Source organism: Thauera aromatica (assembly GCF_023093595.1).
Taxonomy (GTDB): domain Bacteria; phylum Pseudomonadota; class Gammaproteobacteria; order Burkholderiales; family Rhodocyclaceae; genus Thauera; species Thauera aromatica_A.
Genome location: NZ_JALLIK010000110.1, coordinates 196,155 through 217,195 on the forward strand (window position 1 = coordinate 196,155; position 21,041 = coordinate 217,195).

Below are 21,041 nucleotides of genomic sequence, written 5' to 3' on the forward strand. Positions count from 1 at the left end.
CGGCTCAGCCCCCGAACAGCGCCCGCAGCGCCGCGCCGGGGTCGTCGGCGCGCATGAAGGCTTCGCCGACGAGGAAGGTCTGGACCGCATGCGCGCGCATCAGGGCGACGTCTTCCGGCGTCAGGATGCCGGATTCGGTGACGACGATGCGCCCGGTGGCGCCGGTGGCGATGCGCGGCGACAGCTCGAGGGTAGTCTGCAGCGAAACGTCGAAGGTGCGCAGGTTGCGGTTGTTGATGCCGATCAGCGGGGTCTGCAGCTGCAGCGCACGCTCCAGCTCGGAGCCGTCATGGACTTCGACCAGCACCGCCAGGCCGAGGGCGATGGCGAGCTGCTCGAGGTCGCGCATGCGTGCGCCGTCGAGGCAGGCGGCGATCAGCAGGATCGCGTCCGCCCCCATCGCGCGCGCCTCGAACACCTGGTAGGGATCGACGATGAAGTCCTTGCGCAGCACCGGCAGCGCACAGGCGGCGCGGGCGGCCTGCAGGTATTCGGGCGCACCCTGGAAAAAGGAGCGGTCGGTGAGCACCGACAGGCAGGCGGCGCCGGCGGCCTCGTAGGCGGCGGCGATCTCGGCGGGGCGGAAATCGGCCCGGATCACGCCCTTCGACGGGCTCGCCTTCTTGATTTCGGCAATCACCGCGGGACGCCCGGCGGCATGCCGGGTGCGGATCGCGGCGACGAAATCGCGCGCCGCAGGCTGGGCCTCGGCGAGGGCGCGCATCGCGGAGAGCGGGGTGTGCGCGGCGGCGGCGGCGACTTCGGCGGCCTTGACCGCGCAGATCTTGTCCAGGATGTCGCTCATGCTGCAGCTCCGAAGCGGCGGGTAAAGCGCACGAACTCATCGAGCTTGTGCCGCGCCGCGCCGCTGGCGAGGGTCTCGCGCGCCCGCTCGATGCCGGCGCCGATCGAGTCGGCCAGATTGGCGGTGTACAGCGCCGCCCCGGCGTTGAGGGCAACGATGTCGCGCGCCGGGCCGTCGCGGTTTTCCAGCGCGCCGAGCAGCACCGCGCGCGACGCCTCGGCATCGGCCACGCGCAGGTTGCGGGTGCCGGCCATCTGCAGGCCGAAGTCTTCGGGGTGGATTTCGTACTCGTGCACCTGGCCGTCCTTGAGCTCGCCGACCAGAGTGGCGGCGCCGAGGCTGAGTTCGTCCATGCCGTCCAGGCCATGCACGACGAGGACGTGGTTGGCGCCCAGGCGCTGCATCACCCGCGCCTGAATGCCGACGAGGTCGGGATGGAACACCCCCATCAGGGTGTTCGGCGCCCCGGCCGGGTTGGTCAGCGGGCCGAGGATGTTGAAGATCGTGCGCACGCCCATTTCGCGCCGCACCGGGGCGACGTTCTTCATCGCGCTGTGGTAGTTGGGGGCGAACATGAAGCCGACGCCGGTTTCCTCGACGCAGGCGGCGACCTGCTCGGGCGACAGGTTCAGGTTGACCCCGAGCGCTTCGAGCACGTCGGCGGCGCCGGACTTGGACGACACGCTGCGCCCGCCGTGCTTGGCCACGCGCGCGCCGGCGGCGGCGGCGACGAAGATGGTGGCGGTGGAGATGTTGAAAGTATGCGAGCCGTCGCCGCCGGTGCCGACGACGTCGAGGAAGTGCTCGTGCGGCGGCGCGACATGGACCTTGGTCGCCATCTCGCGCATCACCGTGGCGGCGGCGGTGATCTCGCCGATGGTTTCCTTCTTGACGCGCAGGCCGGTGAGGATGGCGGCGGTCATCACCGGCGAGATCTCGCCGGCCATGATCTGGCGCATCAGCGACAGCATCTCGTCGAAGAAGATCTCGCGGTGCTCGATCGTGCGTTGCAGGGCTTGCTGGGCGGTCATCGTCATCGTGGGGGCTCCCGGAAGTCAGGCGGCGGCGGACAGGCGCGCGCTGCGGTCGAGGAAGTTCTGCAGCAGCGCGTGGCCGCATTCGGTGAGGATCGACTCGGGGTGGAACTGCACACCCTCGACGTCGAGCGTCTTGTGGCGCACCCCCATGATCTCGCCGTCGTCGGTCCACGCGGTGACTTCCAGACAGTCGGGCAGAGTCGACCGTTCGATGGCGAGCGAGTGGTAGCGGGTGCACGTGAGCGGGTCGGGGAGGCCGCGGAACACCCCGGCGTCGAGGTGGTGCACGGCCGAGGTCTTGCCGTGCATGAGCTTCTTGGCATGGACGATGCGCCCGCCGAAGGCGGCGCCGATGCTCTGGTGGCCGAGGCAGACGCCGAGGATCGGCAGGCGCCCGGCGAAGGCCTGGATCGCCGCCACCGAAATGCCGGCTTCGGCCGGCGTGCACGGGCCGGGCGAGATCACGAGGTGCTCGGGCTTCATCGCCTCGATCTGGCCAAGGGTGATTTCGTCGTTGCGGAACACCTTGACCCGGGCGCCGAGTTCGCCGAAGTACTGCACGAGGTTGTAGGTGAAGCTGTCGTAGTTGTCGATCATCAGCAGCATGTTGGTTCCCTTCGCACGCACCGGCCGCGAGCCGGTGCCGTCAGTATGGACGTCGATGGCGGCGCGCCAGGATGCGCGCCGCGGCAAGGCGCGGCCCCGGCCTCAGGCCCGGGTATCGAGCCCGCCTTCGGCCATCTCGGCGGCGCGCAGCATGGCGCGCGCCTTGTTGCGGGTTTCCTGCCATTCCGATTCGGGGTCGGAGTCGGCGACGATGCCGGCGCCGGCCTGGACGTGGATGTGACCGTCCTTGAGTACTGCGGTGCGGATCGCGATCGCCAGATCCATGTCGCCGTGGAAGCCGAGATAGCCGACCGCGCCGGCATACAGGCCGCGCTTGACCGGCTCGAGCTCGTCGATGATTTCCATCGCCCGCACCTTGGGCGCCCCCGACACCGTGCCCGCGGGGAAGGTGGCGCGCAGCACGGCGAGCGCGTCGAGCCCGTCCTTCAGGCGCCCTTCGACGTTGGAGACGATGTGCATGACGTGCGAGTAGCGCTCGATGGAGAACTGCTCGGTGACCTTGACCGTGCCGGTCTCGGACACCCGCCCGGCGTCGTTGCGGCCCAGATCGAGCAGTTGCAGATGCTCGGCGCGCTCCTTCTCGTCGGCGAGCAGGTCCGCTTCGAGGGCGAGGTCTTCGGCCACGCTGGCACCGCGCGGGCGCGTGCCGGCGATCGGGCGCACGGTGACGACCTCGTCCTCGAGCCGGGTGAGGATTTCGGGCGAGGCGCCGACGACGTGGAAGTCCTCGAAGTTGAAATAGAACATGTAGGGCGACGGATTGAGCGAGCGGATCGCGCGGTAGAGCGCCATCGGGCTGGCGCTGAAGGGCTTGCTCATGCGCTGCGAGAGCACGACCTGCATGACATCGCCATCGACGATGTACTGCTTGGCGCGGCGCACCGCGTCCTTGAAGGCGTCCTCGCCGAAGCTGGACTCGGCGGGCGCGGACGGCGCGCACGCATCTTCGGGGATCTGCACCGGAGCACGCAGGCGGGCGAGGAGTTCGCGCAGGCGCTTGTGGGCGCGTTTCCAGGCACCGGGCACTTCGGGCTCGGCATAGACGACGAGGGTGAGCTTGCCGCTGAGGTTGTCGACGATCGCCACTTCTTCGGACAGCAGCAACAGGATGTCGGGGGTGCCGAGGGCGTCGGGCTTGTCGGTCTTCGCCAGGCGAGGCTCGATGTAGCGCACGGTGTCGTAGCCGAAGCAGCCCACCAGGCCGCCGGCGAAGCGCGGCAGATGCTCGCGCGGCGGCACCTTGATGCGGTTCATGAACTCGGCGACGAAGTTGAGCGGGTCGCCGTAGTCGCGGCGCTCGACCAGGCGGTTGCCGGTGAGCAGCAGCGCCGAGCGGCCATAGACCTCGATCCGGGTCGGCGAGGACAGGCCGATGAAGGAGTAGCGCCCGAAGCGCTCGCCGCCCTGCACCGATTCGAGCAGGTAGGTGTAGGGCTCGTTGGCGAGCTTCAGGTAGATCGAGAGCGGGGTGTCGAGATCGGCGAAAGTCTCGAGGGTGACCGGGATGCGGTTGTAGCCCTCGGCAGCGAGGGCGTTGAATTCGTGTTCGAGCATGGGTGCTCCACTTCTGCAGGATGGACGTCGGACGGTGCGGCGGGTGCGGGAATGTGCCGGAAAGCCGGCCTCACCGGATCGGGTCGATGAGGCGCGCTGCGGCCCCGCGAGAAAGTTTCGCGTTCAGTGGCCCAAAGGCCAACGCCAGCCGCCGCGCCAGCGGGGCTGGACGGGGAGCGGAGTGGCGGGTGCGGGCCTAACCCTGGATGCGAGCGTCACGATGTCGTTGAGTCGTGGAAGTGAAGGGGGGATCCCGGTACTGCCGCAGGGCAGGCCTGGGCGCTGCCAGCCCTTATGCCGAAGCGATGTAATCGAGTGCCTGCAGCGCGTTCGATAGTAGCCCATCGCATTCGATGGTGTCCACCGGCATGCCTTCGCTGTAGCCGTAGGTGACGAGCAGCACCGGCATCCCCGCGCCCTGCGCGGCAAGCGCGTCGTTGGCCGAGTCGCCGATCATCAGCGCCTCTCCGGCGCTGACCCCGATCCGCGCGCAGGCGAGGTGGAGCACGGCCGGATCGGGCTTTTTCACCGCCAGGGTGTCGCCGCTGACCACGGTGTCGAAGTAGCCGGCGATGCCGGTGCGCGCGAGCAGCGGCAGGGTGAAGGCTTCGGCCTTGTTGGTGACCACCGCAAGGCGCAGACCGCGCGCGCGCATCGCCTGCAGGGTGGCGTCCACACCCGGGTAGAGGCGGGCGTGGATGCCATTGACCACGGTGTAATGGCGGCGGAACACCGGCAACGCGGCGGCGATCTCGGCCTCGCTCGCGGCGCTGTCTTCGGTCAGGCAGCGGCGCACGAGGTTGGGGATGCCCTTGCCGACGAAGCGGTGGATCTCGTCCTGCGGGCGCAGCGGCCGTCCCAGCTCGGCGAGCATGCGGTTGGCCGCCTCGGCGAGGTCGGCGATGGTGTCGAGCAAGGTGCCGTCGAGGTCGAACAGCACCGCGCGCGGCGCGAAGCGCGGCTTTGCCGCGCTCACGCCGCCACCTTCGCCAGCTCGGCGCGCAGCGCGGCGATCACCGAATCGTAGCGGTTGGGGTCGCTGTCGCGGCCGGCGCCGAACACCGCCGAACCGGCGACGAAGGTGTCGGCGCCGGCGCGGGCGATGTCGGCGATGTTGTCGACCTTCACCCCGCCGTCGATCTCGAGCAGGATGCGGCGTCCGCTCCTGGCCTCGTAGGCGTCGAGCCGGGCGCGCACCGCGCGCAGCTTGTCGAGCGTTTCGGGAATGAAGGCCTGGCCGCCGAAGCCGGGATTGACGCTCATCAGCAGCACCACGTCGAGCCGGTCCATGACGTGGTCCATGTGGTGCAGCGGGGTGGCGGGATTGAACACCAGCCCGGCCTGGCAGCCGGCATCGCGGATCAGCCCGAGACTGCGGTCGATGTGCTCGGAAGCTTCGGGGTGGAAGGTGATGATGTCGGCGCCGGCGCGGGCGAAGTCGGGAATGATGCGGTCGACCGGCTTCACCATCAGGTGCACGTCGATCGGCGCCGTGGTGTGGGGGCGGATCGCCTCGCACACCAGCGGGCCGATGGTGAGGTTGGGCACGTAGTGGTTGTCCATCACGTCGAAGTGGATCCAGTCGGCGCCGGAGGCGATCACGCGCGCGACCTCGTCACCGAGGCGGGCGAAATCGGCGGACAACAGGCTGGGGGCGATGCGGAACATGGACGGTCTCCGATGAAGGGGCAGGCCCGGATTCTAACCGTCCGCTCCCGCCAGCGCCCGCTTCAGCGCACGCAGACCTTGCGTACCTGGTGCATGTCGGTGATCCCGGCGAGCACTTTTTCGATGCCGTCCTGGCGCAGCGTGCGCATGCCTTCGGCGAGCGCCTGGCCGAGAATCTGGTCGACCCGGCCACGCTCCTGGATCAGGCGCTTGATCGCGTCCGAGCCGGGCATCAGCTCGTGCAGGCCGACGCGACCTTTGTAGCCCTGGGTACAGTGCTCGCAGCCGACCGCGCGGTAGAGCGTAAACCGGCCGTCCCGGTCGGCGGCTTCGGCACGCCAGCGCGCGACGATGCGGTCGCGGGCGGCGTCCGGATCGACGCGGAAATCCGGCGTGCGGTGCAGGTCCTCGCAATATTCCTCGAGCAGGCGCTGGAGCTCGTCCTTGCCGGGGTGGTAAGCCTCGCGGCACTTCAGGCACAGGCGCTTGGCCAGACGCTGGGCGAGCACGCCGATCAGGGCGTCGGCGAAGTTGAACGGGTCCATGCCCATGTCGAGCAGGCGCACGACCGACTCGGGCGCGCTGTTGGTGTGCAGCGTGGACAGCACCAGGTGGCCGGTCAGCGAAGCCTCGATGCCGACCGCCACCGTTTCGCGGTCGCGCATCTCCCCGACCATGATGACGTCCGGGTCGGCGCGGAGAAAGGCGCGCATCATGGTGGCGAAGTCGATTCCGACCTTGCGGTTGACCTGCACCTGGCGCAGGCCCTTCTGGGTAATTTCGACCGGATCCTCGACGGTCCAGATCTTGCTGTCGGGCGTGTTGATGTGACGCAGGATGGAATGCAGCGTGGTGGTCTTGCCCGCGCCGGTGGGGCCGCACACGAAGAAGATGCCGTAGGGGCGGGCGATCAGGACCTGCAGGCGCTCGAGGTTGAACGGCAGCAGGCCGAGGCGCTCGAGCGGAATCGGCTCGCTGCCGGCGAGCAGGCGCATCACCACGTCTTCCATGCCGCCCTGGGTGGGCAGGGTCGCCACCCGCAGCTCGATGTCGAGGGGGGCGAACTTGCGGAAGCGGATCTTGCCGTCCTGCGGCCGGCGGCGCTCGGAGATGTCGAGGTCGCACATGATCTTGATGCGGGTGACGAGCGCGCTGCGGTAGCTCGCCGGCACTTCGATGTAGGGCACCAGCGAACCGTCCTTGCGGAAACGGACGAGGGTCTTCTCGCGCCCCGGGCGCGGCTCGATATGGATGTCGGAAGCACCTTGGCGATAGGCTTCGACGATGATCTTGTTGACCAGCTTGACCAGTTCGTTGTCGGCCGCGGCGGTAACGTCGTCGCGCAGCGTGCCGCCTTCGTCCTCGCTTTCGTCGAGGCCGGAGAGCAGCTCGGACACCGGGGCATCGTCGAGTTGCTCGCCGAAATACTGGGCTACGGTGCGCTCGAATTCGCGCACCGTGGTGACGCGGAAAATCAGGCGCTTGTTCACGAACACGTTCTGGGCGATGCCCGAGTTGCGGATCTGCTCCGGATCGACACACAGGATCACGATCCCTTCGCCCGTTTCCTCGTAGGGCAGCCACAGGCTTTGCTCGACGTATTCGCGCTTGATGTTGCGCAGCAAGTCGATCGGTTTGACATGGTTGTCGCGGAAAGGCTGGTAGGGGACGCCGGAAAAACGCGCCGCCGCCTCGCCGAGCGCGGCCGGCGACAGGCCGAGGGCGTCGGTCAGCACCGCCTCGGTCGAGCACCCGCGGGCGCGCGCCTCGCGTGCCGCCTCGATCAGCTCGGCCGCGGTGATGCGCCCGTCCGCAACCAGTGCGTCGAAACGCGAGCGCAGCCGCGCCGCCTTGCCGCGGCGGTCGCGGAAGGCGGCCCCGAGCGTCTGCGCGAGGACCAGCGCCCCCTCCTCCGCGATCTTCGGGAAGGGCTGGCCGCTGCGCGTGTTGATGAACTGGATCACGCCCAGGATACGGCCGGCACCGGAGTCGCGGAGCGGAGCCACCAGCATCTGGCGCGAACGGAAGCCGCTGCCGGCGTCGACTTCCTTGCGGAACCGCAGCTTCGGCGAGATCCCGCGCAGCTCGGCCTCGTCATAGGCGTCGCCGATGTTGAGCAGGTCGCCACACAGGGCGGCGTAGCCGGCGATGCTGTTTTCGTCCAGCGCCAGGCGCAGGCTCCGCACTCCCTGCAACCCGGTCTTCACCAGCGTGGCGATCGAGCCGCCGCCGTCCTCCAGCGCGTAGATGCTGAGCCGCTCGGCACCGAACAGGTCGCACAGCTGCGGTGCCAGTTCGAGCACGAGGGCATCGACATCGGGGCTCGCCTGGATGCGCTGGATCAGGGCCTGGAGCCCCTTGAAAAACGCCAACCGGTGCCCGACGGCACTGGAATCCGGCTGCTGCTCTGGAGTGAAGAGATCGCTCATTGTCGATGGTTTCGCTTGCAAGATGGCGGGGCGGCGCGCCCGCGACGCGGGTCAGAATTCGAGCACCTGTCCCTGCTGCAGCTGCCGCGGCCGCAACCGCCCGCCCCCGGCGCCGATCTGCGCCATGATGCGCGCGGCACCGCCGGGCTTCAGGTGGCTGACGTGGATTTCCGGGCTGACGGTGAGTTCGGTCAGCAAGGCCTGCAACAGGCTCGGGCACAGGTGGCGGGAGGCCGCTGCCAGGTTCTGTTGCTCGTCGGGAAAAGCCGCCTCGATGACCAGGTGGCGCAGGGCCGGGCAAGCGTTGATCGCGGCGACCAGTTCCGCGCAGTACGCGGTGTCGCCGGAAAACACCAGTTGTCCGGCACCACTGTCGAGGCGGTAGCCGACCGCCGGCACGGTATGGCGGACAGGCAGCGCGGTGATCGTCCGCCCGCCCAGGCGGCGGCCTTCCCCTTCGGCGATCGGGGCGAAGCGCAAATAGGGTGCGGCACGGTCGGGAAGGGCCGAAAAATCGGGCCAGATGTGCCAGTTGAAGATATGCGCGCGGAGGATGGCGACCGTCTCCGGCGTTGCATGCACGGTCAGCGGCCGCTCGCGCAGCTCACCCACCGCTTCGATCAGCAAGGGCAGGCAGGCGATGTGGTCGAGGTGGGCGTGGGTCACGAAGACATGGTCGATGCGCAGCAGGGCCGCGAACGGCAGATCGCCTACCCCCGTCCCGCAATCGATCAGGATGTCGTCATCGGCAAGGAGGGAGGTGGTGCGCGCGTGCCGATCGCCGATGCCGCCGCTGCAGCCGAGTACCGTAAGTTTCATCGCCTTTCCCGGTCGCAGCCCCGGCTGCGACGGCGCAGCGGGGATGTCCGCCGCGCATCCTCGCAGGGTGCCACCGCGCGGGCGGACCGGGGTAGGCAGGAATTCACGCTGCGCGGCTCCTCAGGAGCGGAAAAAGAATTCCATCTTCACCCCGGCGAGTTCGACGATGTCGTGCTCGCCGAGCGGGTGAGGCCGGGCGTCGAGTGCCCGGCCATTGACGAGGGGGAAGGACGCCCCTTCGACATGGGTGATGAAGTAGCCGCGCGGCCGGCGCGTGATCACCGCGACCTGCCGACCGGGCTTGCCGAGCGTGGTGAGCGGCTTCGTCAACGGCAGCTCGCGGCCAGCGCCGGCGCCGTTCAGGATCTGGATCACGCCGATGCGGTCGGGCCCGGGGCCGGCGGCCGGGCCGGCATCGGGAATCGGACCGGACATCTCGAAAGGCTTGAGCGCGGCGGCATCGACGACATCGGCGGCGGCGCCGGGCGCGGCGCAGTCGGCGATGAACTTCAGCCGGTACTTGCCCAGCTCGATCACGTCGTTGTTCTGCAGCACCTGCTTCTTGACCGGCTGGCCGTTCAGGTAGGTGCCGTTGGTGCTGTTCCGGTCCTCGAGGAAAGCGTCGCCGAGAATGCAGGTGATGACGGCGTGCTGGCCGCTGATGGCGAGGTTGTCGATCTGGATGTCGTTGTCGGGCTTGCGGCCGATCGTCGTGCGCTCTTTGGAGAGCACAAGCTCCTTGAGAACGAGGCCGTCCATGCTGAGGATCAACTTCGGCATAGTGCTTTACCCGTGAGGTGGCTGCGCGGCGGGGTGGAAGGCCGATTCTACGCCCCCGCCGATACCCCGTGGACGAAAAAGCGCCGGACCGGCCGGCGCTTTTCGGTGCAACGGAAGAAACGACGCTTAGAGCATCGCCTTCAGCAGCTTGCCCATCTCGGAGGGGTTGCGCGTGACCGTGAAGCCGCACTCTTCCATGATCGCGAGCTTGGCGTCGGCGGTGTCGGCGCCGCCCGAGATCAGCGCGCCGGCGTGGCCCATGCGCTTGCCCGCGGGCGCGGTGACGCCGGCGATGAAGCCGACGATCGGCTTCTTCATGTTGGCCTTGCACCACTGCGCGGCTTCGGCTTCGTCCGGACCGCCGATCTCGCCGATCATGATCACCGCGTCGGTGTCGGGATCGTCGTTGAACATGCGCATCACGTCGATGTGCTTGAGACCGTTGATCGGGTCGCCGCCGATGCCGACCGCCGACGACTGGCCGAGACCGATTTCGGTGAGCTGGGCGACGGCTTCATAGGTCAGCGTGCCGGAGCGCGAGACCACGCCGATGCGGCCCTTGCGGTGGATGTGGCCGGGCATGATGCCGATCTTGATCTCGTCGGGCGTGATCAGGCCGGGGCAGTTGGGGCCGAGCAGCAGGGTTTCCTTGCCGCCCTTGGCGACCTTCTGCTTCATCTTGTTGCGCACGATCAGCATGTCGCGCACCGGGATGCCTTCGGTGATGCAGATCGCCAGGTCGAGGTCGGCCTCGCAAGCTTCCCAGATCGCGTCGGCGGCACCCGCGGGCGGCACGTAGATCACCGACACGGTGGCGCCGGTCTCGGCCGCAGCCTCCTTCACCGAAGCGTAGATCGGGATGTCGAAGATCTTCTCACCGGCCTTCTTCGGGTTCACCCCGGCGACGAAGCAGTTCTTGCCGTTGGCGTACTCCTGGCACTTCTCGGTGTGGAACTGGCCGGTCTTACCGGTGATCCCCTGGGTGATGACTTTGGTGTCTTTGTTGATCAGGATGGACATTCGAAGCTCTCCTTACTTGACCGCAGCGACGATCTTGGTCGCGGCTTCCGCCATGGTGTCGGCGGCGATGATCGGCAGGCCCGACTCGGCGAGGATCTTCTTGCCGAGGTCTTCGTTGGTGCCCTTCATGCGCACCACGAGCGGGACGGAGAGGTTCACTTCCTTGGCTGCGGCGACGACGCCGGCGGCGATGGTGTCGCAGCGCATGATGCCGCCGAAGATGTTGACCAGGATCCCCTTGACCTTGGGGTTCTTGAGCATGATCTTGAACGCTTCGGTGACTTTCTCGGTGGTGGCGCCGCCGCCGACGTCGAGGAAGTTGGCCGGCTCGGCGCCGAACAGCTTGATCGTGTCCATCGTCGCCATCGCCAGACCGGCGCCGTTCACCAGGCAGCCGATGTTGCCGTCGAGGCTGATGTAGGCGAGATCGAACTTGGATGCTTCGATCTCGTCCGCGTCTTCTTCGTCGAAGTCACGGAAATCGACGATGTCCGGGTGACGGTAGAGCGCGTTGGAGTCGAAATTGAACTTGGCGTCCAGGGCCTTGATATTGCCGTTGCCTTCGAGGATCAGCGGGTTGATTTCCGCCAGCGAGGCATCGGTTTCCATGTAGCAGGTGTACAGGCGCTTGAGCGTATCGACCGCCTTGGCGACCGAGGCCTCGGGCACGCCGATGCCGCGGGCGAGGTTCTCGGCCTGGCCGTCGGTGAGGCCGACGAGCGGATCGACGAACTCCTTGAGGATCTTCTCGGGCGTGCTGTGCGCGACTTCCTCGATGTCCATGCCGCCTTCGGAGGAGGCCATGATCGCGACCTTCTGCGTGGCGCGATCGGTCAGCGCGGCGACGTAGTATTCCTTCTGGATGTCGGCGCCTTCCTCGATCAGCAGGTTGCGCACCTTCTGACCTTCCGGGCCGGTCTGGTGCGTGACCAGCTGCATGCCCAGGATGTCGCTGGCGTGCTGGCGCACTTCGTCGAGCGAGCGCGCGAGCTTGACGCCACCGCCCTTGCCGCGGCCGCCGGCGTGGATCTGCGCCTTGACCACCCAGATCTTGCCGCCCAGCTCTTCAGCCGCCTTCACCGCCCCGTCGACCGACACGCAGTGGAAACCGCGCGGCGTCACGACACCGTACTTCCTCAGTAGTTCTTTTGCCTGATACTCATGAATCTTCATGGTTGCCCTTCGATCGAAGTCACGACGAGGCAGCCCGTCGCGAACAGGTTGATGGCATGCTTCGGAGCTTGCACTCCACGTCGGGCGCTGTCTCCCTCGAGCGCGACCCTCCGCGCCGGATCCAGGTAAACGGACCCGGTCCCCGGCGCGCGCAAAGCTGCGCGTCGACCGCAAGACCCCATAATTATAACCGGTTTTGCGCAGTGCACCGCGGAACCGATCCGCAGCTCAGACTTCGCTTCGCGCGCCCCGATACCACTTCGGGTAGTACAGCCGCACGGCCTCGGCCGAGCTCTCGAGCGCATGGCAGCGGTCGATCTGGAAGGGCCTGCCGGTGGTGTCTTCGCTGTCGCTGCGGAACGAAGCGGCGGTCTGGATCGCCGCCGTGGGCAGGGACAGCAGCATTTCGGTGAGGTGGGTGCAGCCGCGCACGTCGGCGAACATTTCCCCCACGGTGCGACGGAAGCCGCGCACCAGGTTGAGGCCGACGAGCTTGCGGTAGACCGGCCCGATGGTGTCGCACTGGCCCGGGTAGGGCACGCCGTCCGAACAGGCGGCGGCGTCGACGATGTTGAAGTCCTCGTCGAGCGTGACCCTGATCCGCATCAGGTGGACGGGTTCTCCCGCCGGCCGCAGTCCGGACCCGAGCTGGTAGTCGATGCCCTTGATGTCGGTGATCGAGGCATCGAGTTCGAGCAGGCCGTCGGCGCGCTGGAAACCTTGGATTTCGATGTTCCGGCGGTGAATCGGACGCCGGGGCAGAGCGGGGGCGGGAAGCGGCATGGTCGGCGAAACGTACGGCTGCGTATCGAAACCGGATCTTAACCGATTTCCCCGGGCGCACCGGCCGCACTCCCACCGTGGGCGCAGCGGAAAAATTCACGCTGCGGCGGAATTGCGGCATAGTCGCTGGAATCGCGCATGAGAGTCTGATAAAAGCCTTGCACCGATCAACCTGCCGCCGGACGCGCGGAACATGAACGACAGACGGATCACGCCCGCCCTCGCGCTCGCCGCGGCCCTGTTCCTGCCGGTCGCCCCGGCGGCGTCCGCAGCCCCCGCGGAAGCGGGCGGCGCAGCCGTGACGGCCGATACCGACGCGCGCGCGCGCGAACTCGCGGCCGCGATCGAGCGCAGCATCGCCGTCGAAAGCGAGCTGCTCGACCGCATCCGCGATCTCGAGGAGGCCCGAAGCGAGCTCGAGCGTCGCATCGCCGCCGCCCATGCATCCCCCGCCGTCGCCCCCGGCGCACCGGCCGCTTCGGCACCGGTGGCGGCCGCTGCCCCGCCCGGCCCCGAGCCATTTCCGCCGACAGCGCCCCCCGCCACGACCGCGGCAAGCCGCGCCCCCTACCTCCCTGGCGCGCTGGCGGCAGTCGCCCTGCTGCTGGCCGGATGGGTGTGGGTGCGGCGCCGGCGCGGCGCGGCCTTCGCCCCGGCACCTGCCGCCAGTGCAGCATCGACGCCCGCCACCGGCAGCGGCGCGCACCCGGCACCCGAGTCCGGTGCCGCCCCGTCCGTCCTCGACTGGAGCGCCCACGGCGAAACACGCAAGCCGGCGGCGCCGAGCGCGGAGCCGAACAGCGAAGAGCACAAGTCGGCGGTGGAGCTGGCGGAGATCATGATGAGCTTCGGCCGCATGCACGGCGCCGCCGAAACCCTCGCCGAATTCATCCGCGGCAACCCCCGACAGGCCGTGACGCCGTGGCTGAAGCTGCTCGAAGTGTATCGGGCCGCCGGCCTGCGCATCGAGTTCGACACCATCGCCAAGGAGCTCAACAAGACCTTCAACGTCAATGTCGTCACCTGGCAAAACTACGACGAACTGCGCGCCTCCACCACCCGCATCGAAGACATGCCGCACATCGTCAGGACGCTGCAGGAGAACTGGCGCACCCCCGCCTGCCAGCTCTACCTGCAGCAGCTGTTGCGCGACAATCGCGAGGGCACGCGGGCCGGCTTCCCGTTTACGGTGATCGACGAAATCCTGCTGCTGTCGGCGATCCTCGACGACGAACTCGGCCCCTGCCCGGCGGCGTCCGGGGCCGCTGCGGCCGGGCAGGCCTGAAGCGGCCCCGGTCCGCGGCACATCGCCGCAGCTCAGACCGGATTGGGCAGATCGACGAAATCGGCGTGCAGGCCGAATTGTTCGGCCAGGTGGCGGGCCACCGCGCGGACACCGTAACGCTCGGTCGCATGATGGCCGGCGGCGACGTAGGGCACTCCGGATTCGCGCGCCAGATGCACGGTCTGCTCGGACGCCTCGCCGGAAACGTACAGATCCGCCCCGGCGGCGATCGCCTGCTCGAAAAACCCCTGCGCCCCCCCGGTGCACCACGCCACCCGCCGCACCGCGCGCGCGCCGTCTCCCACCAGCAGGGGGTCCCGTCCCAGCCGGGCCGCGATCGAGCGCGCCAGCCCGGCGGCGCTTTCGCCTTCCCGGCTTCCCGGACTGCCGATCCAGCCCAGCGCCTGATCGGCGAAACGGCCATCCGCGCACCATCCCATCAGGCGCCCGAACTGGGCGTTGTTGCCCAGTTCGGGATGAGCGTCGAGCGGCAGGTGGTAGGCGAACAGGCTGATGTCGTTGGCCAGCAGGGTGCGCAGACGCTGGCGGCGGATGCCGGTGATGCGACCGTCCTCGCCTTTCCAGAAATAGCCGTGATGCACGAAGACCGCGTCATAGTCGCCGTCGCGGGCGAGATCGAGCAAAGCCTGGCTCGCGGTGACGCCGCACAGCACGCGCGCGACCTCGGCGCGTCCTTCCACTTGCAGGCCGTTTGGGCAATAATCCTTCAATCCCGCAGCGTCGAACAAGGCTTCCAGGCGCCTGTCCAGTTCGATGAGTCGCATTCGTTTTCCACTCCCCGGCTGTGGCCGGCGTCGATCCGCTTCGCCCGCCGCCGGCCGGTTTTCGATTCCCGCCCATTGAGCGAGTCATTATGCGCCGTCTGTGGCTGATCTTCGCGCAAGCCGTGACCGTCAGCGTCGCCGTGCTGTTCGTCGTCAATACGCTCAGGCCCGAATGGCTGCGCGATACGGCGCCGGCCTCGGTGGTCGCGATCCTGGAAGCGCCGGCCGGCACCGAGCGCACCCCCGCCGCCGGCTCCTATGCGGCGGCGGCGCAGCGCTCGATGCCCGCGGTGGTCCATGTCTTTACCAGCAAGAAAGGCCGCAGCCAGCGCCACCCCCTGCTCGACGATCCGCTGTTCCGCCACTTTTTCGGCGAACGCCTGCCGAACGCCCCGGAGCAGCGTGAATCCGGCCTCGGCTCCGGCGTCATCGTCAGCCCGGAAGGCTACGTCCTGACCAACAACCACGTCATCGAAACCGCCGACGCGATCGAGATCGCCCTCAACGACGGTCGCCAGTTTCCCGCCCGCCTGGTTGGCCGCGACCCGGAAACCGATCTCGCGGTGCTGCACATCGACGCCGACGCCGGCCTGCCGGCGATCACGTTCTCGGCCGGCGACAGCCTCACCGTCGGCGACGTCGTGCTCGCCATCGGCAACCCGTTCGGCGTCGGCCAGACGGTGACGATGGGCATCGTCTCCGCGCTCGGGCGCAAGCAGCTCGGCATCAACACGTTCGAGAACTACATCCAGACCGATGCCGCGATCAACCCGGGCAACTCGGGCGGCGCGCTGGTCGACAGCACCGGACACCTGGTCGGCATCAACACCGCGATCTATTCGCGCTCGGGCGGCTCGCTCGGCATCGGCTTCGCCATTCCGGTGTCGATCGCGCGCAACGTCCTCGAACAGATCGTCGCCACCGGCGAAGTCACCCGCGGCTGGGTCGGCGTGGAAATCCAGGAGCTGACTCCGGAGCTGGCCGAATCGTTCGGTTACCGGGATGCCGAGGGCGCATTGATCGCCGGCGTCCTGCGCGGCAGCCCGGCGGATCGCGCCGGCATCCGCCCCGGCGACGTGCTGGTCGGCCTCGACGGCAAGGAGGTGCGCGATCCGAAATCGATGCTCGACATGGTGGCCGCCCTGCCGCCCGGGCAGCGGGCCGTCTTCCGCATCCGTCGCGGCGCCCAGAAGCTCGAGCTCGCAGTCGAGGTGGGGCGGCGGCCGACGCCGCCGGCGAGCCGCTGAGCCGGCGACGGCGCGCGGCGCTTCAGCCCTTCCCGCCCGGACGGTCGTCCGCTTCGAGGCTTCGCTCCGGCTCCCCGTCCGGCCCCTGCAGCGCGGCTGGAGCCGGCACCTGTGCAGCCTCCGCTCGTGCTGCGGGCCGGGTGATCATTTTCGCCAGCACGATGCCGAGCTCGTAGAGCAGGCACATCGGCACCGCCAGCATGAACTGCGAAATCACATCCGGCGGGGTGACGATGGCGGCGATGACGAACGCGGCGACGATCACGTAGGGCCGCATCTCGCGCAGTTTGGCGACATCGACGACGCCGGCCTTCACCAGCAGGATCACCGCCACCGGAACCTCGAAAGTGATGCCGAAAGCGAGGAACATCGACATCACGAAGGACAGGTACTGCTCGATGTCCGGCGCCGGCACGATGCTCTTGGGCGCGAATTCGGCGATGAACTTGAACACCATGCCGAACACGAAGAAGTAGCAGAACGCCATCCCGATCAGGAACAGCAGCGTGCTGCCCAGCACCAACGGTAGCGCCATGCGCTTTTCGTGGGCGTAGAGGCCGGGGGCGATGAAGGCCCAGGCCTGGTACAGCACCCAGGGCAGCGCCAGCACGAAGGAAACCATCATCGTCACTTTCACCGGGACGAAGAAGGGCGTGACCACGCCGGTGGCGATCATGTTCGTGCCCTCGGGCAGCGTGTTCATCATCGGTCGGGCGAGGAGGTCGTAGATGTCGCCCGCCCACGGCATCAGGCAGACGAAGACGACGGCCACCGCGATCAGGGCGCGGATCAGGCGGTCGCGCAACTCGATGAGGTGGGCGATGAAGGTTTCCTGTTGTGCGCTCATCATGCCTTGGCCTTGTCGCCGGGGGGCGCCGGCTGCGGCGCAGCCTCGCCGAGCCCGAGGTCGAGCTGGGAGTCGTCGCTCGCCCGGGGCGGGGGCTCCTGGGGAAGGGAGGGGTGCGAAGCGGAGGCCGCTCCCGGCGGGGAGGTGCCCGCCGCGGAAGATTCGGCCTGCGGCGCCGGCTGCCCGGCGACCGAGGCCGGCAGCATCGAGCGCAGCTCGCCGACGGTGCGCCCGGCTTCGGATTCGACGCTCGCCACGCCGGAGCGTACCGAGGACTCGACCTCCTGCGCCTGCTGGCGGACCTGTTCCTGCAGCTTCTTGAGCTCCTCGAGCTGCATCTCGCGCTGGATGTCCGACTTCACATCGGACACGTAGCGCTGCACCCGTCCGAGCAGGTGGCCAGCGGTGCGCGCGACCTTGGGCAGGCGCTCGGGCCCGACCACGACCAGCAGCACGACGCCGATCACAATGAGTTCAGAAAAACCGAAATCGAACATGGCTGCTCGCCCCAGACGCGGATTGCCGCCGGCGACCCGCAGGAAAACGAAGGGGCGCTCCCGTCAGGGCGCCCCTCCCGCACTCGGAACGCAGGGATCAGGAACGGCCGTTGTCGACCTTTTCCCGCGCTTCGCCGTCGATCGTCTGGCCGTTGACGATCTTCTGCTGGGGGGCGTCGGCGGAGGAGGCGCTGCTGTCGCCTTCCTTCATGCCATCCTTGAAGCCCTTCACCGCGCCGCCGAGATCGGAGCCGATGTTGCGCAGCTTCTTGGTCCCGAACACCAGCAGGACGATGACCAGCACGATCAGCCAGTGCCAGATGCTGAAAGAACCCATACCGCTCTCCTTAACGCTTCAACATGGGCGGCAAGGGGTCGGGCCCGCCCAGAATATGGAGGTGCAGATGATACACCTCCTGCAGGCCGACCCTTCCGGTATTGACGATGGTGCGGAAACCGTCGGCACAGCCGTGCTCGCGGGCGATCCGCCCCGCTGCAACCATCAGACGCCCCATCGCCGCCTCGTGTTCCGGTTCGAGCTGGGCCATCGAGTCCACGTGCGCCTTGGGAATCACCAGGATGTGCACCGGAGCGAGCGGGTTGATGTCGTGAAAGGCGAGGATGTGCTCGTCCTCGTACACTTTCCGCGAAGGGATCTCGCCGCGCACGATGCGGCAGAAAATGCAGTCGCTCATCCCCGGACCTCCACCTGCGCGGTACGCGATTTCTTCTCGTCGATGCCGGACACGCCTTCGCGGCGGCGGAACTCGGCGATCACGTCCTCCACCGACAGGCCGTGGTGCGCCAGCAGCACCAGCGAATGGAACCACAGGTCGGTCACTTCCCACACCAGGTGCAGGCGGTCCTGGTCCTTCGCCGCCATGATTGTTTCGGCAGCCTCTTCGGCGACTTTCTTGCAGATCGCGTCGGTCCCCTTGGCGTAGAGGCTGGACACGTAGGAGGCGTCGGGGTCTGCCTGCTTGCGCGCCACCAGGGTGTCGGAGACGCGGCGCAGCACTTCGATATCGATCACTTGTAGATCTCCTGCGGGTCTTTCAAAACCGGTTCGACGGCCTGCCAGTGGCCATCGGCGAAATACTTCTGGAAAAAGCAGCTGTGCCGCCCGGTGTGGCAGGCGATGCCGCCGACCTGCTCGATCCTGAGCAGCACGACGTCGTTATCGCAGTCGATGCGGATGTCGACTACCTTCTGCACGTGGCCGGACTCCTCGCCCTTGTGCCACAGCTTGCGCCGCGAGCGCGACCAGTAGACTGCCTCGCCGGTCTCGGCGGTGCGCTGCAAGGCGTCGCGGTTCATCCAGGCGAACATCAGCACGTCGCCCGAGGACGCCTCCTGCGCGATCACCGGCACCAGGCCGTGCTCGTCCCACTTGACTTCGTTGAGCCAGCGCGTGTTCTCGCTCACAGGCGCACCTCGATGCCGCGCGCGCGCATCAGCTCCTTGGCCTCGCGCACCGTATGCTGACCGAAATGGAAGATGCTCGCCGCCAGCACCGCGTCGGCACGTCCTTCGGAGACGCCTTCGGCGAGATGCTCGAGGGTGCCCACGCCGCCGCTGGCGATCACCGGAATGCACACCGCGTCGGACACCGCGCGCGTCAGCGCGAGGTCGAAGCCGCTCTTGGTGCCGTCGCGGTCCATGCTGGTGAGCAGGATCTCGCCCGCGCCCAGGGCCTCGACCCGGCGCGCCCAGTCGATCGCATCCAGGCCGGTGTTGTTGCGCCCGCCGTGGGTGAATACCTCCCACTTGCCCAGCGCGGTCTGCTTGGCGTCGATGGCGACGACGATGCACTGGCTGCCGACGCGGCTGGCGGCGTCATGGACCAGTTGCGGGTTGTTGACTGCCGCGGTGTTCATGCTGACCTTGTCAGCGCCGGCGTTGAGCAGGCGGCGCACGTCATCGACGACGCGCACGCCGCCGCCGACGGTGAGCGGAATGAAGACCTGCTCGGCGACTTGCTCGACGACGTGGAGGATGATGTCGCGCTCGTCGGAGCTGGCGGTGATGTCGAGAAAGGTGAGTTCGTCGGCGCCCTGCTCGTCGTAGCGGCGGGCGATCTCCACCGGGTCGCCGGCATCGCGCAGCTCGACGAAATTGACCCCCTTGACGACGCGGCCGGCCTTCACGTCCAGGCAGGGAATGATGCGCTTGGCCAGCATCAGCGACACTCGGCGGAAGGGGGCATGGGAAGGCTCATTCGGTCACACCGTTCAGTTCGTCGGCACGCGCCTGGGCCGCGGCAAAATCGAGCGTGCCCTCGTAGATCGCGCGCCCGGTGATTGCGCCCATGATGCCTTCGTCCTCGACCGCGCACAGCGCGTCGATGTCGGCGAGGTCGGTGATGCCGCCGCTGGCGATGACCGGAATGCGCAGCGCGCGTGCCAGGCGTACGGTGGCCTCGATGTTGACTCCGGAGAGCATGCCGTCGCGACCGATGTCGGTGTAGATGACCGCCTCGACGCCGTAGTCCTCGAACTTCTTCGCCAGATCGACGACATCGTGGCCGGTGAGCTTGGACCAGCCATCGACCGCCACTTTGCCGTCCTTGGCATCGAGGCCGACGATGATGTGGCCGGGGAAGGCGCTGCAGGCGTCGTGCAGGAAACCGGGGTTCTTCACCGCGGCGGTACCGATGATGACGTAACTGATGCCGTTGTCGAGGTAGTGCTCGATGGTATCGAGGTCGCGGATGCCGCCGCCGAGCTGGACCGGGATGTCGTCGCCGACTTCGTCGGTGATGGCACGGATCGCGGCGCCGTTCTTGGGCTTGCCGGCAAAAGCGCCGTTCAGGTCCACCAGATGCAGGCGGCGGGCGCCACGCTCGAGCCAGTGGCGCGCCATCGCGCCCGGGTCTTCGGAAAACACCGTGGCGTCGTCCATTTCGCCCTGTTTCAGGCGTACACAGTGACCGTCCTTGAGGTCGATGGCGGGAATCAGCAGCATACCGGGATCAGTTGAAGTGAAGCGGGGTGAGAATGGGCCGCAGGCGCTCAGGGCTGCCAGCGGATGAAGTTGGCGAGCAGGCGGAGACCGGCTGCGGCGCTCTTTTCCGGGTGGAACTGGGCGGCGAAGATATTAGCCCGCGCTACCGCACTGGTAAACCGCAGGCCGTAATCGGTCTCGGCCGCAGTCAGCGCGGCGTCGGCCGGAGCGACGAAATAGCTATGCACGAAATAGAAGCGCTCGCCGTCGGCGATCCCCTCCCACAGCGGATGGGGGGCACGCTGCCAGACTTCGTTCCAGCCCATGTGCGGCACTTTCAGCCGGCTGCCGTCGGCAGCGACCATGCGCGCAGGCGGGAAACGGACGACCTCGCCGGGGAGGATGCCGAGCCCGGGCACGTCGCCTTCGGCGCTGTGTTCGAACAGCATCTGCTGGCCGATGCAGATCCCGAGGAAGGGTTTTTCCGCCGCGGCCCGGAGCACCGCCGGACGCAGGCCGCGGGCATCGAGCTCGCGCATGCAGTCGGGCATCGCCCCCTGCCCCGGGAACACGACCCGTTCGGCGGCGGCGACCCGCGCCGGATCGGAGGTAATGAAAACTTCATGGCCGGGGGCGACGTGCTCGATCGCCTTCGCGACCGAACGCAGGTTGCCCATGCCGTAATCGATGATGGCCACGGTGGTCATCGTGTGGACTCGCTATCGGGAAAATGGGCGGCCGC

The 21,041-nt window shown here is 67.9% G+C and carries 24 protein-coding genes; 2 read left to right on the forward strand and 22 right to left on the reverse strand.

Translation table 11 applies throughout. The features are described 5' to 3' along the window. Window positions 1–4 precede the first annotated feature (4 nt). From trpC to MXC99_RS16440, 12 genes are all read right to left on the reverse strand, one after another. A complete protein-coding gene (trpC, locus tag MXC99_RS16385; RefSeq protein ID WP_247726482.1) occupies window positions 5–805 on the reverse strand; it encodes an indole-3-glycerol phosphate synthase TrpC in 801 nt (266 codons plus the stop codon). After that, window positions 802–1,842 (reverse strand): anthranilate phosphoribosyltransferase, encoded by a 1,041-nt coding sequence (gene trpD / locus MXC99_RS16390; protein ID WP_247726483.1) that lies wholly within the window; start codon window positions 1,840–1,842, stop codon window positions 802–804. The genes trpC and trpD overlap by 4 nt, the downstream gene beginning before the upstream one ends. A gap of 18 nt (window positions 1,843–1,860) precedes the next feature. After that, the gene (locus tag MXC99_RS16395; RefSeq protein WP_247726484.1) at window positions 1,861–2,448 is read right to left on the reverse strand and encodes an aminodeoxychorismate/anthranilate synthase component II; all 588 of its coding nucleotides are present in this window, start codon (window positions 2,446–2,448) and stop codon (window positions 1,861–1,863) included. A gap of 102 nt (window positions 2,449–2,550) precedes the next feature. Beyond that, window positions 2,551–4,023 carry an anthranilate synthase component I gene (trpE, locus tag MXC99_RS16400; RefSeq protein ID WP_247726485.1) on the reverse strand — a complete coding sequence of 491 codons (1,473 nt, stop codon included), beginning with the start codon at window positions 4,021–4,023 and terminating at the stop codon, window positions 2,551–2,553. A gap of 292 nt (window positions 4,024–4,315) precedes the next feature. Continuing rightward, window positions 4,316–4,999 carry a phosphoglycolate phosphatase gene (locus tag MXC99_RS16405; protein WP_247726486.1) on the reverse strand — a complete coding sequence of 228 codons (684 nt, stop codon included), beginning with the start codon at window positions 4,997–4,999 and terminating at the stop codon, window positions 4,316–4,318. Continuing rightward, a complete protein-coding gene (rpe, locus tag MXC99_RS16410) occupies window positions 4,996–5,691 on the reverse strand; it encodes a ribulose-phosphate 3-epimerase (protein ID WP_247726487.1) in 696 nt (231 codons plus the stop codon). The genes MXC99_RS16405 and rpe overlap by 4 nt, the downstream gene beginning before the upstream one ends. Window positions 5,692–5,753: 62 nt before the next feature. Continuing rightward, entirely contained in the window at window positions 5,754–8,120 is a 2,367-nt protein-coding gene (locus MXC99_RS16415) for a GspE/PulE family protein (protein WP_247726488.1), read from the reverse strand. Window positions 8,121–8,171: 51 nt separating this feature from the next. Beyond that, window positions 8,172–8,939, reverse strand: a complete 768-nt coding sequence (locus tag MXC99_RS16420) for a 3',5'-cyclic-nucleotide phosphodiesterase (protein WP_247726489.1) — start codon at window positions 8,937–8,939, stop codon at window positions 8,172–8,174. Window positions 8,940–9,059: 120 nt separating this feature from the next. Continuing rightward, the gene (locus MXC99_RS16425; RefSeq protein ID WP_247726490.1) at window positions 9,060–9,719 is read right to left on the reverse strand and encodes an FHA domain-containing protein; all 660 of its coding nucleotides are present in this window, start codon (window positions 9,717–9,719) and stop codon (window positions 9,060–9,062) included. A 126-nt stretch (window positions 9,720–9,845) separates the two neighbouring features. Then, on the reverse strand, window positions 9,846–10,739 hold the full coding sequence (gene sucD / locus MXC99_RS16430; protein ID WP_247726491.1) for a succinate--CoA ligase subunit alpha: 894 nt from the start codon (window positions 10,737–10,739) through the stop codon (window positions 9,846–9,848). 12 nt (window positions 10,740–10,751) lie between these two features. Continuing rightward, window positions 10,752–11,912 (reverse strand): ADP-forming succinate--CoA ligase subunit beta, encoded by a 1,161-nt coding sequence (gene sucC, locus MXC99_RS16435; RefSeq protein ID WP_247726492.1) that lies wholly within the window; start codon window positions 11,910–11,912, stop codon window positions 10,752–10,754. Window positions 11,913–12,140: 228 nt separating this feature from the next. After that, the gene (locus MXC99_RS16440) at window positions 12,141–12,695 is read right to left on the reverse strand and encodes a DUF2889 domain-containing protein (RefSeq protein ID WP_247726493.1); all 555 of its coding nucleotides are present in this window, start codon (window positions 12,693–12,695) and stop codon (window positions 12,141–12,143) included. Window positions 12,696–12,888: 193 nt separating this feature from the next. Here MXC99_RS16440 and MXC99_RS16445 point away from each other — a divergent pair, with 193 nt between their 5' ends. Continuing rightward, entirely contained in the window at window positions 12,889–13,980 is a 1,092-nt protein-coding gene (locus MXC99_RS16445; protein WP_247726494.1) for a type IV pilus assembly protein FimV, read from the forward strand. A 32-nt stretch (window positions 13,981–14,012) separates the two neighbouring features. Here the strand turns inward: MXC99_RS16445 and MXC99_RS16450 are convergent, their stop codons facing one another. Continuing rightward, window positions 14,013–14,765 carry a Nif3-like dinuclear metal center hexameric protein gene (locus MXC99_RS16450; RefSeq protein ID WP_247726495.1) on the reverse strand — a complete coding sequence of 251 codons (753 nt, stop codon included), beginning with the start codon at window positions 14,763–14,765 and terminating at the stop codon, window positions 14,013–14,015. An 89-nt stretch (window positions 14,766–14,854) separates the two neighbouring features. Here MXC99_RS16450 and MXC99_RS16455 point away from each other — a divergent pair, with 89 nt between their 5' ends. Then, complete coding sequence (locus MXC99_RS16455; RefSeq protein WP_247726496.1) at window positions 14,855–16,012, forward strand: Do family serine endopeptidase; 1,158 nt, start codon at window positions 14,855–14,857, stop codon at window positions 16,010–16,012. 22 nt (window positions 16,013–16,034) lie between these two features. Here the strand turns inward: MXC99_RS16455 and tatC are convergent, their stop codons facing one another. The 9 genes from tatC to hisH all read right to left on the reverse strand — a co-directional run bounded on the left by tatC (window position 16,035) and on the right by hisH (window position 21,006). Then, window positions 16,035–16,859 (reverse strand): twin-arginine translocase subunit TatC, encoded by an 825-nt coding sequence (gene tatC, locus MXC99_RS16460; RefSeq protein ID WP_247726572.1) that lies wholly within the window; start codon window positions 16,857–16,859, stop codon window positions 16,035–16,037. Further along, window positions 16,859–17,356 carry a Sec-independent protein translocase protein TatB gene (tatB, locus tag MXC99_RS16465; RefSeq protein WP_247726497.1) on the reverse strand — a complete coding sequence of 166 codons (498 nt, stop codon included), beginning with the start codon at window positions 17,354–17,356 and terminating at the stop codon, window positions 16,859–16,861. The genes tatC and tatB overlap by 1 nt, the downstream gene beginning before the upstream one ends. A 97-nt stretch (window positions 17,357–17,453) precedes the next feature. Next, window positions 17,454–17,693, reverse strand: a complete 240-nt coding sequence (tatA, locus tag MXC99_RS16470) for a Sec-independent protein translocase subunit TatA (RefSeq protein ID WP_075147116.1) — start codon at window positions 17,691–17,693, stop codon at window positions 17,454–17,456. A 10-nt stretch (window positions 17,694–17,703) separates the two neighbouring features. Continuing rightward, window positions 17,704–18,051 carry a histidine triad nucleotide-binding protein gene (locus MXC99_RS16475; protein ID WP_247726498.1) on the reverse strand — a complete coding sequence of 116 codons (348 nt, stop codon included), beginning with the start codon at window positions 18,049–18,051 and terminating at the stop codon, window positions 17,704–17,706. Next, the gene (locus MXC99_RS16480) at window positions 18,048–18,389 is read right to left on the reverse strand and encodes a phosphoribosyl-ATP diphosphatase (RefSeq protein WP_107219980.1); all 342 of its coding nucleotides are present in this window, start codon (window positions 18,387–18,389) and stop codon (window positions 18,048–18,050) included. The genes MXC99_RS16475 and MXC99_RS16480 overlap by 4 nt, the downstream gene beginning before the upstream one ends. After that, complete coding sequence (gene hisI / locus MXC99_RS16485) at window positions 18,386–18,781, reverse strand: phosphoribosyl-AMP cyclohydrolase (RefSeq protein ID WP_107219979.1); 396 nt, start codon at window positions 18,779–18,781, stop codon at window positions 18,386–18,388. The genes MXC99_RS16480 and hisI overlap by 4 nt, the downstream gene beginning before the upstream one ends. After that, window positions 18,778–19,536 carry an imidazole glycerol phosphate synthase subunit HisF gene (gene hisF / locus MXC99_RS16490; protein ID WP_247726499.1) on the reverse strand — a complete coding sequence of 253 codons (759 nt, stop codon included), beginning with the start codon at window positions 19,534–19,536 and terminating at the stop codon, window positions 18,778–18,780. Before hisF ends, hisI begins: the two co-directional genes overlap by 4 nt. A 34-nt stretch (window positions 19,537–19,570) precedes the next feature. Then, on the reverse strand, window positions 19,571–20,320 hold the full coding sequence (hisA, locus tag MXC99_RS16495; RefSeq protein WP_247726500.1) for a 1-(5-phosphoribosyl)-5-[(5-phosphoribosylamino)methylideneamino]imidazole-4-carboxamide isomerase: 750 nt from the start codon (window positions 20,318–20,320) through the stop codon (window positions 19,571–19,573). A 47-nt stretch (window positions 20,321–20,367) separates the two neighbouring features. Next, the gene (gene hisH / locus MXC99_RS16500) at window positions 20,368–21,006 is read right to left on the reverse strand and encodes an imidazole glycerol phosphate synthase subunit HisH (RefSeq protein ID WP_247726501.1); all 639 of its coding nucleotides are present in this window, start codon (window positions 21,004–21,006) and stop codon (window positions 20,368–20,370) included. Between the last annotated feature and the right edge of the window lie 35 nt (window positions 21,007–21,041).